15 protein-coding genes and 4 pseudogenes are annotated in these 12,654 nt (G+C 70.2%); 12 read left to right on the top strand and 7 right to left on the bottom strand.

Features of this window, described 5'->3' with window-relative positions; genetic code table 11:
• The first annotated feature begins 204 nt into the window (after positions 1-204).
• From ACPXCS_RS37420 to ACPXCS_RS37365, 12 genes and pseudogenes are all read left to right on the top strand, one after another.
• Complete coding sequence (locus tag ACPXCS_RS37420; protein ID WP_425951926.1) at positions 205-471, top strand: SHOCT domain-containing protein; 267 nt, start codon at positions 205-207, stop codon at positions 469-471.
• Between the two features lie 28 nt (positions 472-499).
• Positions 500-742, top strand: coding sequence for a DUF2933 domain-containing protein (locus ACPXCS_RS37415; protein WP_425951886.1), 243 nt, complete (start codon positions 500-502; stop codon positions 740-742).
• 42 nt (positions 743-784) lie between these two features.
• Complete coding sequence (locus ACPXCS_RS37410) at positions 785-1,060, top strand: hypothetical protein (protein WP_425951887.1); 276 nt, start codon at positions 785-787, stop codon at positions 1,058-1,060.
• A complete protein-coding gene (locus ACPXCS_RS37405) occupies positions 1,060-1,767 on the top strand; it encodes a methyltransferase family protein (protein ID WP_425951888.1) in 708 nt (235 codons plus the stop codon). Before ACPXCS_RS37410 ends, ACPXCS_RS37405 begins: the two co-directional genes overlap by 1 nt.
• A gap of 6 nt (positions 1,768-1,773) precedes the next feature.
• Positions 1,774-2,085, top strand: coding sequence for a hypothetical protein (locus tag ACPXCS_RS37400; protein ID WP_425951889.1), 312 nt, complete (start codon positions 1,774-1,776; stop codon positions 2,083-2,085).
• Complete coding sequence (locus ACPXCS_RS37395) at positions 2,082-2,813, top strand: ABC transporter ATP-binding protein (RefSeq protein ID WP_425951890.1); 732 nt, start codon at positions 2,082-2,084, stop codon at positions 2,811-2,813. The genes ACPXCS_RS37400 and ACPXCS_RS37395 overlap by 4 nt, the downstream gene beginning before the upstream one ends.
• A complete protein-coding gene (locus ACPXCS_RS37390; RefSeq protein ID WP_425951891.1) occupies positions 2,810-4,303 on the top strand; it encodes an ABC transporter permease in 1,494 nt (497 codons plus the stop codon). The genes ACPXCS_RS37395 and ACPXCS_RS37390 overlap by 4 nt, the downstream gene beginning before the upstream one ends.
• Positions 4,304-4,478: 175 nt before the next feature.
• Positions 4,479-4,883 (top strand): cupredoxin domain-containing protein, encoded by a 405-nt coding sequence (locus ACPXCS_RS37385; protein ID WP_425951892.1) that lies wholly within the window; start codon positions 4,479-4,481, stop codon positions 4,881-4,883.
• A gap of 53 nt (positions 4,884-4,936) precedes the next feature.
• Positions 4,937-5,350, top strand: a complete 414-nt coding sequence (locus tag ACPXCS_RS37380; RefSeq protein WP_425951893.1) for a DUF6153 family protein — start codon at positions 4,937-4,939, stop codon at positions 5,348-5,350.
• A gap of 91 nt (positions 5,351-5,441) precedes the next feature.
• Entirely contained in the window at positions 5,442-6,074 is a 633-nt protein-coding gene (locus tag ACPXCS_RS37375) for a DUF305 domain-containing protein (protein WP_425951894.1), read from the top strand.
• 355 nt (positions 6,075-6,429) lie between these two features.
• A pseudogene (locus tag ACPXCS_RS37370) lies at positions 6,430-6,528 on the top strand (transcriptional regulator); the annotation flags it as partial.
• Positions 6,529-6,797: 269 nt separating this feature from the next.
• On the top strand, positions 6,798-6,962 hold the full coding sequence (locus ACPXCS_RS37365) for a hypothetical protein (protein ID WP_425951895.1): 165 nt from the start codon (positions 6,798-6,800) through the stop codon (positions 6,960-6,962).
• 50 nt (positions 6,963-7,012) lie between these two features.
• Here the strand turns inward: ACPXCS_RS37365 and ACPXCS_RS37360 are convergent, their stop codons facing one another.
• The 7 genes and pseudogenes from ACPXCS_RS37360 to ACPXCS_RS37330 form a co-directional block, all read right to left on the bottom strand.
• Positions 7,013-8,566 carry a multicopper oxidase family protein gene (locus ACPXCS_RS37360; RefSeq protein ID WP_425951896.1) on the bottom strand — a complete coding sequence of 518 codons (1,554 nt, stop codon included), beginning with the start codon at positions 8,564-8,566 and terminating at the stop codon, positions 7,013-7,015.
• 52 nt (positions 8,567-8,618) lie between these two features.
• Positions 8,619-8,999 (bottom strand): sensor histidine kinase, encoded by a 381-nt coding sequence (locus ACPXCS_RS37355; RefSeq protein WP_425951897.1) that lies wholly within the window; start codon positions 8,997-8,999, stop codon positions 8,619-8,621.
• A gap of 223 nt (positions 9,000-9,222) precedes the next feature.
• A pseudogene (locus ACPXCS_RS37350) lies at positions 9,223-9,861 on the bottom strand (HAMP domain-containing protein); the annotation flags it as partial.
• The gene (locus tag ACPXCS_RS37345; RefSeq protein ID WP_425951898.1) at positions 9,764-10,477 is read right to left on the bottom strand and encodes a response regulator; all 714 of its coding nucleotides are present in this window, start codon (positions 10,475-10,477) and stop codon (positions 9,764-9,766) included. The pseudogene ACPXCS_RS37350 and the gene ACPXCS_RS37345, both read right to left, overlap by 98 nt.
• A 29-nt stretch (positions 10,478-10,506) precedes the next feature.
• Positions 10,507-11,420 (bottom strand): annotated as a pseudogene (htpX, locus tag ACPXCS_RS37340) (zinc metalloprotease HtpX).
• 15 nt (positions 11,421-11,435) lie between these two features.
• On the bottom strand, positions 11,436-11,708 hold the full coding sequence (pspAA, locus tag ACPXCS_RS37335) for a PspA-associated protein PspAA (RefSeq protein WP_425951927.1): 273 nt from the start codon (positions 11,706-11,708) through the stop codon (positions 11,436-11,438).
• 45 nt (positions 11,709-11,753) lie between these two features.
• Positions 11,754-12,497: pseudogene (locus ACPXCS_RS37330) on the bottom strand (PspA/IM30 family protein); the annotation flags it as partial.
• Between the last annotated feature and the right edge of the window lie 157 nt (positions 12,498-12,654).

Genomic DNA, 12,654 nt, shown 5'->3' with positions numbered 1-12,654 from the left:
GCAGATCGGCCTCCCTGCGTGTTCACTCCCTCCAGCCTCGCTCGCGCTACCCCAACCAGGTAGGGGCTGACCGGCCCCACCGCCCGGGACCAGTGGACCCTGGGCCCCCAGGCCAGACGGGAGGACGCTGGAAGCAGCACAAGAACGAGGCCGGACAGCGCGGGCCCTACGCCCGCAGCCGGGTGACCTGGGGACGTGATGGTGATGATGTTCTGGTACGACCACGACGTCAGCGGATGGGGCTGGTTCGCGATGTCGGCCAGCATGATCCTGTTCTGGGCGTTGATCATCACCGCCGCCGTCCTGCTCTTCAGGGCCCTGGGCCGCCCCCACGAGCACACCCACAGCCCGGCCGGTCCCTCGCCCGAGCAGCTGCTCGCCGAGCGGTTCGCCCGCGGCGAGATCAACGAGGAGGAGTACCAGAGCCGCCTGACCGCCCTGCGCTCCTCGGACCCTCTCACCAAACACTGACCCGCCCTCCCAAGGAGGAGGCCCCGCCATGAGGAACAACCGCAATTACGGCCTGTACGCGATCGCCGTCGCCATCGCCTTCGTCGGCGCCCTGGTGCTCGGCATGCCCCTGGGCAGCCTCGCCCTCCTCGCCATCGTCGTCGCCTGCCCGCTGATGATGTTCTTCATGATGCGCGGCATGCACGGCGGCGGCCACGGCGGTGGTGACCAGCACACCGACGACAGCGACCCGCTGCGCAAGCACGACCACCACCCCGGAGGCCGGCCGTAACCGGCCGGATCCCCACCTCGACGGCATGGCGAGGAGAACGCCATGAGCGCCGTGATAGCCATTTCGATCGGCACGCTGATCCTGGCGGGCGTGGTCTACGACATCGCGCGCCTGATCACGCCGAACGAGCCCCGCCGCCCTCCCCTGGCACGCCTCCGGGGGCGGCGCGCCGCCCTGGAAGACGCTGAGCGGTGGTGCGTCGGTCTGCGCCTGCGCGGCCGGATCGATGCGTCCACCTACCAGCACCGGATGAGCGGCCTCGCCCGCGGCCGACGCAGGCCAGTCACCAATCGCACAACGTCAACGAGGAGGATGTGATGGCGGATGCCGCATACGGCCTGTGGCCGCTGGTGGTGCTCAACACCCTGCTGTTCATCGTCTTCGCCGCCAGCTTCTTCCACCCGAAAACCAAGCGGGACTGGCGGGCGATGGGCGCCTACAGCGCCTTCCTGGTGGCGCTGTTCACCGAGATGTACGGCACCCCGCTGACCATCTACCTGCTGGGCAGCTGGCTCGGCAACCAGTTCCCGCTGCTCAAGGACACCCACGCCGGCGGTCACCTGTGGAACGACCTGACCGGCTGGGGTGGCGATCCGCACCTGAGCCCCTTCCACCTCGCCAGCTACGTCGCCATCGGCGTCGGCTTCTGGCTGATCGCCGCCGCCTGGAAGGTTTTGCACGAGGCCGCCCAGCACGACCACCTCGCTATCACCGGCCCCTACTCCTGGGTGCGCCACCCGCAGTACGACGGCTTCCTCCTCATCATGATCGGGTTCCTGCTGCAGTGGCCCACCATCCCCACCCTGATCATGTTCCCGGTCCTGGTGTACGTGTACGCCCGCCTCGCCCGCAGCGAGGAACGCGAGGTCGCAGACCGGTTCGGTGAGCAGTGGACCGTCTACGCCGCCGGCACCCCTGCCTTCTGGCCCAGGCGGCCCCACAGGGCGCCGCCCGCCAGGAAGCACGGCACCCCCAGCGCCCCCGGGTCCGCGCGCGGATCCGACTCACGAGCCACGCGGAGGTGACCTGGCATGGAAGCCCTCGTCTGGACTCTGATCGTCCTCGGAGACCTGGCCACCGCCGCGTGCGCGGTGCATCTCACCCGGCGCCACAGGCGCGACGCCGCGCACCTGGTCCGCTCCATCCACCGCACCGCCCCCGTCCTCCTCGCGGCCGGTCTGCTTCCGCTTTCCGCGCTCCTTGCCGCTGACGCGTCTGCGGCAGCGTGGGGTCTGTGGGGCGCCACTACCATCACCGCCGCCTTGGTCTACGCCTTGGCCGACACCCTCCGCGACCTGCTGCCGCACGCAGGGACGGCATCCCGGGCCGGGAGCGGGCCGTGAGCGGCCGGGACCGGCGGGAAGCACCGAACAGCGGTCCCAAGCCGACCGATGCACCGCACACCAGCGTGATCGAACCCGCCCCGGCGAGCGCCGACCGCGCGGTCCTGGAGGCAGCCGGGGTCGAGAAGACGTACCGGCGCGGCCTGTGGCCGGCCTCGCACCGGATACCGGTGCTGAAAGGGGTGGATCTCACCCTGGCTCCCGGCGAAGTGGTCGGCCTGGTCGGGGAGAACGGCTCGGGCAAGAGCACCCTGATGAAGATTCTGGTCGGCGCGCTGGCCGCGGACGCCGGTACCGTTACCCGCAGCGGGCGGCTGGGCTACTGCCCGCAGGAGCCGATCGTCTACGAGCGTCTCACCTGCGACGAGCATTTCGAGCTCTTCGGCCGCGCTTACCGCCTGTCCCAGGAGGCGGAGCGGCGCTCGCGCAAGGACATCTACGCATCGCTCGGTTTCGAACGCTACGCCGACACCCGCGCGGACCAACTGTCCGGCGGGACCCTGTCCAAGCTGAACCTGGGCCTGGCGCTGCTGGCCGACCCCGAGGTGCTGCTGCTGGACGAGCCGTACGCAGGCTTCGACTTCGACACCTACCTCAAGTTCTGGGACCTGGTCGGCCAGCGCCGCGAGGCGGGCCGCTCCGTGCTGATCATCAGTCACTTCGTGACCGACCAGGAGCGTTTTGACCGGATCGTTCAGCTGCGGGACGGGCGGGCGGTGCCACGGTGACCGCCGCGCCGTTCACCCGCCGGTTCCTCATCGAGGCCGCCCGGACCCCGGTCAACCTGCTCGTGCTGGTCCTGGTCCCGGTGGCGTTCGTGGTGGTGGCCGCCGGACCGATGGCGGATGCCGCCGAGCTGCTCGGCGGCCCCGGCGGCCCCGCGGTGCAGACCGCCACCGCCGGGTGGGCCGCCGCCTTCATCGCCGCGATCGCCATGTACTTCCAGATGCGCGGCGCCCGCGCGGCCGACCGCCGCCTGGTCCTGGCCGGGCTGGCCCCCTCCCGTCTGGTCGCCTCCCGTATGACCACCGGCCTGGCACTGGCACTGCTGGCCGCCGCCGCTGCCCTGCTGGCCCTTCAATTGCGGACCGGACTCGGTGACGATCCGGGGCGCGTACTGGCCGGGACGCTGATGTTCGCAGTGATCTACCTGGCGATCGGTGCGCTCATCGGCGTCCTGGTCGCGAACCCGGTCAACGGCACCGTGCTGGTGCTGTTCGTGTGGATCCTGGACGCGTTCTTCGGTCCCGCGATCGGCGCGGCGGACCGTCCGGTGACCCGCATCCTGCCGACCCACTTCGTGACCCTGTGGATGATCGACCTGCCCTCCGGCCATGGCGGGCAGATCGGCGATCTCGGCTGGGCCCTGGCCTGGGCCGCCGCGGCGGCTGCAGCCGGCTGGACGGTGATCATCGCCACCAGCCGCGTCGCCCGGCCCCGCCGCCATGCCGGACCCGGCTCGGCCGTCGACCAGGTGGCGGCAGGCGTGCGGATGGGCCTGCGGGAGACAGGACGCAACCGCGTGCTGTGGGCGCTGCTCGTCGCCGTACCCGTGGTCTTCGTCCTCCTCGCGGTGGCCACCACCCCCGACGAGTTCACCTCCATGACGGTGCGCGAGCACGGCCGCGCCCTCTCCCAACAGGTCTGGCTCCCCGACGTCCACGGCGGCACCATGGCCCCGATCGCCATCGCTTCCCTGGCTACCCTCGCCGGACTGTTCACCGTCCTGAACGCCCGCTCCGCCGACCAGCGCCTGGCCCTGGCAGGCTTCCGCCCCGGCAGCCTGCTCACCTCCCGGCTGGCCGTCGTCACCCTGCTGGCGCTGCTCGCGACCGCCGCCTCCCTCGCCGTCACCGCCACCGTGTTCGATGCCCGCCAGTGGGGCCTCTACATCGCCGCCAACACCCTCATCGCCCTCACCTACGCCCTGATCGGCGTCCTGATCGGCCCGATCTTCGGCCGCGTCGGCGGCGTCCTCATCGCCTTCCTGGTGCCCTTCCTCGATATCGGCATCGAACAGAGCCCTATGCTGCACCCGCAGCCCCCAACGTGGGCCCACGCCCTGCCTGGTTATGGCCCCGGCCGCGTCCTCATCGACGCTGCGCTCACCCCCACCTTCGACGAAACCGGCGCCCTGCTCCTGGGCATCGCCTGGCTGGCCGCCCTCACCGCCGCCGCAGCCCTCCTGTTCCGCCGCGCTGCCATCGCACCCCGCTGACACCCACACCCGCGTCCGTGTTGCGCCGGACTCCGCGCCAGCCTTCAGGTGGGCAGGCGACGCAGACGGCCGTACCGCCATGGCGGGCGCCTCCTTGGACGGTGAACCTGACTGCGATGGCCGACCGACGGCCGCGCTCTGACCCACAGCCCTCACCTGAAAGGGTCCGCCCCGCATGTCACTCACCCATCCGCAGCGAGGCCGCGCCGCTCTTGCCGTGGGAGGAGTGTTCGCCCTGCTCTCCCTGGTCGGCTGCTCAGATGGCGGCAACGGCACCGCGCCCGCCACCAGCCCCTCATCCGCCGCGACCACCGCCGGCCCTGCCTCGGCGCGCATCGTGATCGAGAACTTCACCTTCAGCCCGGCCGATCTTCAGGTACGCCCCGGAGCAAAGATCACCGTCGTGAACCGCGACTCGGTCCCGCACACCGTGACCGCCACCGGGGACAAGACGACGTTCGACACCGGCAACATCACAGGCGGCGCAACAGTCACCTTCACCGTTCCGTCCAAGGCCGGCAGCTACTCCTACATCTGCACCATCCACCCGAACATGAAAAGCACCCTCACCATGCGCTGAGACCAGGGCTGCAAGCCCGCGCGCCTGGCCCCGGCCGCGCCTACGATGACGCTGTGAGTCCGAGCGCGCCGACGTCGTCCTCGTGGCCGCAGCCGGCGCTGCGGCTGCGGGCGCTGCTGGTGCTCACGGTGCTCGTCGCGCTTGTGGGCATGCACGGCCTGACGTTCGCGAGCCCGGCCCCCTCCGGACACACCGGGTCGCATGCCTCGCGCCAGATGGTGGCTGATGCAGATCAGTCGTACGCGTGCCATACCGATGACTGCGGCAGCGCAGATCGGCACGCAAGCCACGCGGACCAGATGTGCGCCGCGGGGGCGATCCCCGGCCCCGCCGTGATCCCGGCCCTGGCCGCCTCGGTACCCAGCGGTATCGCCACGGCAGCACAGCCCCTCACCCCGGTGCCGTACCAGCCCGCAGGCGAACGCGCGCCGCCCTCGCTCGCCGAACTCCAAGTCCTGCGGATATAGGAAACGCCCCGCGGCACGCCGCCTCATGAACGGGCCTGTCGCCGCGTCCAGGTATGCCCTGATCCCCTTCCGATCCCAGGAGCTCCCCCCCATGAACGCGAACGCTTCCCTCACTCGCCGTACCACCCTGGCCGCCACGGCGGCGGCCGCCGCGCTCGTCCTGGCCGCCTGCGGCGGCAACGGCGACACCGGCACGGCCGTCACCTCGCCCAGCCCCACCACATCCGCTTCCGTCCCCGCAGGCGAGCACAACCAGGCCGACGTCACCTTCGCCCAAGGGATGATCCCGCACCACCGTCAGGCCATCGTCATGGCCGACATGGCCGAGACCCGGGCCTCCTCCAGCGACGTCAAGGCCCTCGCCTCGCAGATCAAGAAGGCGCAGGACCCGGAGATCAAGACCATGTCCGCCTGGCTGACGGCCTGGGGCGAGAACGTCCCGCAAGGCATGGACGGAATGGACGGCATGGATCACGGTGACGCCTCGTCCATGCCCGGCATGATGAGCAACCAGCAGATGGACGACATGCGAGACGCCTCCGGCAAGGCATTCGACACCATGTTCCTGGCCATGATGATCGAACACCACGAAGGCGCTATCGAGATGGCCGAGACCGAGAAGAAGCAAGGCGCCTACGCCCCAGCCAAGGACCTCGCCGACGACATCATCACCGCCCAGACCGCGGAGATCACCCAAATGCGGAAGATGCTCGGCACGAACTGACCCCGCTCCCAGGCGGGCGGCACCGCCGGGGCCCTCCACCCAAGCTCTTCTTACCTGATCAGTTACCACGTCCGCCAGGACGCCCGTGATCAGATTTTCCGCTCTGCCCCGGAGGCAGAAATGCCGCTTGGTGAAAGCGCGAAGCACTTCGCATGTTCAAACCCGGGTAGCCAGCTGCACTTCCTGGAAGATGTACGCGCCAGCACCGCGCATGCTGGACGCCACGTTGGCCACTGCTCCTCAGAATGCTGCCACTGAACCGCTCCGGGTCTGATGGAGACCGGTCGGGTCGTCGGCTCCGGCGCCGGGGAGCGTCGAACCGCTCGGACCGTTCAGCACCCGCGCGCCTCGGTGTCAAAAGGCACGCGAAGCGCTCGGGACACGACTCCGGGGACTTCGACCGATAGCCCCTGACGGCCGACTCACTGGTACGCAGTTCGCCGAGAAGTGCGGAGGCTGACGGCGCTGGCCGCGTCGGTGTGATGCTCGCGGGCTGAACTCCTTCTGGGGACAGCGCCGTCCGGCTCCGGGCTTCACAGCCCTCGGCAACAACACCGAAGCCAACGGATGAGGCGCACGGCCCTGTTGGGAAAGGACCATCGGACCGTGCCATGGCCGAGCGGCCCATGGCCACCAGTCCCCCACGGGCGCAGGCTGAGGAGTGTGGCACCCGTACCGGGTGGCCGTATCCCTACCCGTCACCAGGGCACCGGGGAGGATTCCATGAAACGTTGGCGTGCGCCACTGGTGATCACCGTGGCTACCGTGTTCGTGGTGCTGGCGGCACTTAACACACCGTTCCACCACCCTCTTCTGTTCGTCGCCGTCGGCTCGCTGACCTTGTTCGCCGTGATGGTCGCCATCCATGATCATCGGTCGCGCTCCTGAAACTTCCTGATTCCAGGCCAGGGAGGGATCCCTGGGCGGGGGACCCGAGGCTATTTCTCGTAGGAGAGCATGGTCAGCATGCCCGCCTCGGCGTGGTAGATGTTGTGGCAGTGCAGCGCCCACTGGCCCGGGTTGTTCGCGTCCACCTCGACGGTGACCCGGCTCATGGGCGAAACGATGACCGTGTCCTTGCGCGGGCCCGGGGCGGAGCCGGTGTCCACCTGGAAGGTGTGGCCGTGCAGGTGCATCGGGTGCCACATCATCGACTTGTTGGTCAGGACCAGCTTGATCCGCTCACCCTGCCGGACCGGCAGGGTGCCGTCCTTCTTGCCGCCCGCGGCCGCTCCCCACTTGTACGCGGTCATGTTGCCGGTCAGGTCGACCGTGTAGGTCCGGTCGGGCTGACGTGCCGGGAGCGCGACGGCCTGGGTGGCGCGCAGGTCGGCGTACGTCAGGAGGCGGCCGTTCAGCTCCTGCACCTTGGCGTCCGGCATGGGGTCGGATCCGGTCCCCGTGCGGAGCACCGCCATCGCCTGCGTCGTCGACTCGCCCTCGACCTTCGCGACCAGCGGGACGGCCCCACTGCGGGGCGCGGTGACGACCGCGTCGTACCGCTCGCCCATACCCACCAAGACCGTGTCCGCGGTGACCGGCCGGACCGGGAAGCCATCCGTGGCAGTGACGGTCAGCTTGCTGCCGCCGAGCGCGACGCGGAACGGGGTCGTCGAGGCGGCGTTGATGATCCGCAGCCGGACGCGCTCCCCCGGGGCGACCTTGAAAGTGGCGGGGTCGGACGCCGGGCGGCCGTTGACGAGGTAGTACGGGTAGGTCAGGTCCACCACGTCCTCGCCCAGCGGGTTGTCCTTGGTGGGCATGCTCTCGCTCATCTCCGAACCGCCCGTGGACGAGCCGTCCATGCCCGGCATGGATCCCATATCGGAGGAGTCGTCTCTCTGTGTGGCACCGGAGCGGAGCTTGGCCAGGACGGTCTGGCCGGTGCCGTCGATCCAGTCGTCGAGCAGGACCGTGACCTCGCGCCGGGGAGCGGTCGTGTCGCTGGGGTCGTCCACGATCAGCGGGCCGTAGAGCCCACGGTCCAGCTGGGTGCCTACGTGCGAGTGGTAGAAGAAGGTGCCGGGGTCGGCCACCGTGAACCGGTAGACGAACTGCCCACCGGGCTTGATCGCCTTCTGGGTCACGTCGGGGACGCCGTCCATGTCGTTGCGCAGGGCGATCCCGTGCCAGTGGACGGTCAGCGGGTCGGACAGTCGGTTGACCACCCGGGCGCGTATCACATCACCGGCCTTGGCGCGGATCTCCGGGCCGGGGACGGTGTTGTTGAAGGCCCAGGTGGTGACCTTGCGCCCGTCGAGCCGGAGTGTGGTGGGGGCGGCGGTCAGCGTCACGCCCCGCACGCGGGCGTCTTCCTTCTGGCGGGCGGCCTCGGCCGTGGCGACGGCACGGTCGCCCGGTCCCACCAGGGCAGAGGGCCGGGGTTGGGACGACCCGCTCGCCCATAGGCCGATGCCGACTCCCGCGCCGGCGACCAGGGCTACGGCGATCAGGGCGACCAGCCAGCGGGGCGTGAACCATCGTTTACTCATTCAGTGTTCCTCCTATGAGATCCGATGGTTCAGGCGGATCATGACGATTCCGTCAAGCTCCGACGTTGCTTCCCTGAAGGTCGGGGCCTTCACCGGCGGGCGGCAGGCTGATCCGGAAGACGGCGCCTTTGCCCGGTCCTTCGCTGTGAGCGGTGATGGTGCCGCCGTGGGCCTGGACGAGGGCACGGGCGATGGCAAGTCCGATGCCGGAGCCGCCGTGTTCGCGGTCGCGCGCCGGGGCGGCCCGGTAGAACCGTTCGAAGAGGTGCGGAAGGTGCTCGGCGGCGATGCCCTCGCCGGTGTCGGTGACGCTGAGCGCCGCTCCCCCGTCGGCGGGCTCGGCGGCCAGGGTGACGGTCCCGTCGGCGGGGGTGTGGCGCAGTGCGTTGGTGAGCAGGTTGGTCAGGACCTGCACGAGGCGGTCCCGGTCCACGTCGAGCGCCGGGGTGCGCGGGGCGATGGTGACGCGCAGGTCGACGCCCTTGGCCTGGTAGGCAGGGCGGGCGGCGGCCGCGGCCGCCTCGACCAGGCGGGCGGCGGGGACGGTTGTCCGTGCCAGAGTGAGCCGGTGTTCTTCCGCGCGGGAGAACCAGAGAGATGTCCTCGGTCAGCCGGTGCAGTCGACTGGTCTGGGCGCCCAGCACGGCCAGGGTGTGCGCGTCGAGCGTGCGTACCCCGTCGTCGAGGCCTTCGAGGTAGGCCTCGATGGTGGCGAGTGGGGTGCGCAGTTCGTGGGCGACGTCACCAAGCAGGCGGCGCCGAGTGCGTTCCGTGTTTTCCAGGGCGGCCGCCATGGTGTTGAAGGCACCGGTGAGGGCCTCGAACTCCCGGGCGGGGAGCGTCGGTTCCAGACGGGCGGTGTAGTCACCGGCGGCCACGCGGTCGGCCGCGTCAGCAAGATCCCGGACGGGACGGGAAAGCCGCCGGGTGAGCAGGAAGGCCGCGGCGACGGCAGCGGCCCAGGAACGCGGCGACGCCGAGGCCGAGAGCGATGCCGCCTGCGGTGAGGAACACGTCCTCCAGGGTGCCGGGACAGCTGCGGGGAGACCTCGCCGACCGCGCTGCGCAGATGGCGCCGCAGCAGCGGCGGGCCGATGGCGAAGGCGACGGCGACGGCGACGAGGGTCAGCAACCCGGACAGCGCCACGAGCAGTTGGGCAAGGAGCAGTCGCGCGGCCAGGCCGGGGCGGCACCTCATCAGCCGGTCCCCATCCGGTAGCCCACCCCGCGCACGGTGAGCACGAAGCGGGACGCGACCGGATCGTCGCCGAGTTTGCGCCGGAGGCGCGCCACATGCACGTCGACGATGTGCTCGTCGCCACCCCACCCCGGTCCCCAGACCAGTTCGATCAACTGCCGCCGGCTGAAGGCCATCCGCGGACGTGACGAGAGCGCCTCCAACAGGTCGAACTCGATCCGGGTCAGCTCGACGGGGCGGCCAGCGAGGGTGACCTCCCGTGCCTCGGGGTCGACGGTCAGCTCGCCGAAGCGGCGGACCGCTGCCTGGTCCGGCTCTGGCTGCCCGGTCCGTGGCCTCCGCAGCATCGCCTTGACGCGGGCGACCAGCTCCCTGGGGCTGAAGGGCTTGGTCAGGTAGTCGTCGGCGCCCACCGACAGGCCGATGAGCTTGTCGACTTCGTCCGCCCGGGCGGTGAGCATGATGACGTACGCGTCCGTGAAGGTGCGCAGGCGTCGGCAGACCTCCACTCCGTCGATGCCGGGCATCATCACATCGAGCACCACGACGTCCGGCGCCGTCGTACGGGCCAGCTCCAGCGCGTCGGCGCCGTTGAGTACGACGTCCACGGCGAAGCCCTCGCGGGACAGGTAGCCCCCGACCAGGCGGCCGAGTTCCACCTCGTCGTCGACCACCAGGGCCCGCTGGGCCGTCGGTGCCGGGGCGTCGCTCATGTCTGGTGCTCCTGGTGTGCGCTTCGGCGTCATGGGGCCGGGCGGCCCAGCTCGGCGGAGATCTTGCCGAGCTGCTCCAGTCGGCGCTCCAGGGTGGGGTGGGTGGAGAACAGGTTCGCCACGGCCGAGCCCGGTCCGAGGGCGGGGGTGAAGAAGAAGGCGTTGAAGGCCTGCGCGGTGCGCAGGTCCTGGGTGGGGATGCGGGCGATGTCTCCCGTGACCTTGGTCAGCGCCGACGCCAGCGCCGAGGGGCGGCCGGTGAGCAAGGCTGCGGCCCTGTCGGCGGCCAGTTCCCGGTAGCGGGACAGTGCGCGAATCAGCAGGAAGCTGAGGGCGTAGACGAGGGCCGAGACCGCCATGACCGCAACAGCAGCGCCGCGGTGTTCTGGTCGTCACGCCGGTCGCGTCCGCCGCCGAAGAGCTGGGAGTAGAAGGCGAAGCGGACCATGAGCCCGGCGATCACACCGAGGAACGAGGCGATGGTGATCACCGCGACGTCGCGGTGGGCGACGTGGGACAACTCTTGGGCCAGGACGCCCTCTAGCTCCTCGGGCTCGAGGCGGCGCAGTAGCCCGGTGGTCACACAGACGACGGCGTGGTCGGCGTTGCGGCCGGTGGCGAACGCGTTGGGCAGGTCCATCGAGGAGAGGGCGACCTGCGGTTTGGGCATGTCGGCGATAGCGCACAGCCGGTCGATGACCCCGTGCAGTTCGGGCTGTTCCTCGGGGGTGACGATGCGGCCATGCATCGCGAACAGGGCGATGCGGTCGGAGAACCAGTACTGGGCGGCCAGCAGCCCGGCAGCGATGACCACCACCAGCACCCACGACTTCAGCAGCGCGATCAGCACGGCGACGAACGCCACGTACAGCAGCCCGAGCAGGAACAGCGTCAGGCCCATGCGGGCGGTCAGCTTCCGGTCGGGAGCAAAGCGGCTGCGCATGTCATCACCCCTTCATCACCCCGGGATCAGGCCCTCGTCGGCCAGCAGCGCCTCGACCTCGTGCAGGCCGGTGTCCTCGTCGGGCAGGATCAGGTCCGACGGCGCGAGGGTGTCGGGCGGGAGCGGCGTGCCCAGGGCGCGTACGGCATCCAGCAGCTCCCGCAGCCAGACTGCGAACGCCTGCTCGTCGCCATCGGCGGCAACCGACTGCAACACGGCGTCCAGCTCATTGAGCTTGTCCAGGTGGGCGTCGGCGATCTCGTACTGGCCCTCGCCGAGAATCCGCATGATCACGACGGCGCCTCCCTGTCGGGCTCCCGGTCCGCTTCCGTGGCCTTGCGGCTCTCCAGTGCGCGGCGACGGTTCGGGGGCAGCGGTGAGCTCGGCCTTCATCCGGGCCAGCTCCAGCTCCACGTCTCCGCCGGCGGACGCCTTGTCCAGTTCGGCCTGGATGTCGTCGCGGCCGGCCGGGAGGGTGGCGTCCTCCAGTGCGCCGGTGGCGATCAGCTCGTCCAGTGCACCGGCGCGGGCCTGCAGCTGTTCAGTCTTGTCCTGGGCCCGTTGGATGGCCATGCCGACATCGCCCATCTCCTCGCCGATGCCAGTGACCGCCTCGGTGATCCGGGTCTGCGCCTCGGCAGCGGTGTAGGTGGCCTTGAGGGTCTCCTTGCGGGTCCGGAAGGCGTCCACTTTCGCCTCGAGGCGTTGCGCGCCGAGTGTCAGCTTCTCCTCCTGGGTCTGTAGCGCGGCATGCTGACCCTGCAGGTCGGTGAGCTGCGTGGCCACTGCGGCCCGGCGCCCCAGGGCTTCCCGGGCGATGTCCTCTCGTCCGACGGACAGCGCCTGCTGGGCCTGCCCCTCAAGCTTGCCGCTCGACTGTTCCAGGGTGCTCATCTGCAGTTCGAGGCGCTTGCGACTCGTGGCGACGTCCACCACGCCGCGCCGCACCCGCAGCAGCAGCTCCTGCTGTTTCTCGTAGGAGTAGTCCAGCACCTCGCGCGGATCCTCGGCCCGATCGAGTGCCTTGTTCGCCTTGATCCGGAACAGGTCCGCGATACGGCGAGCGATGCTGCTCATGCCAATCGGTCCCTTCATCGCGGTCCCGCACGCCTGTGCCGCGAACCTGCGGGAAATTCAGTGGTGGTGCGGCCCCTTCTTCGTCAGGCCGGTCCCACCGTGGTCGTCGTGCTGATGGCGGGGGCTCGTTCCCAGGAGCGCGGCGGCGGGAGGCGGT

Source organism: Streptomyces sp. DT190 (assembly GCF_049846985.1).
Lineage (GTDB): Bacteria > Actinomycetota > Actinomycetes > Streptomycetales > Streptomycetaceae > Streptomyces.
The sequence above is the reverse complement of the archived record's forward strand: the minus strand, read 5'-3'. Positions and strand labels throughout refer to the sequence as shown.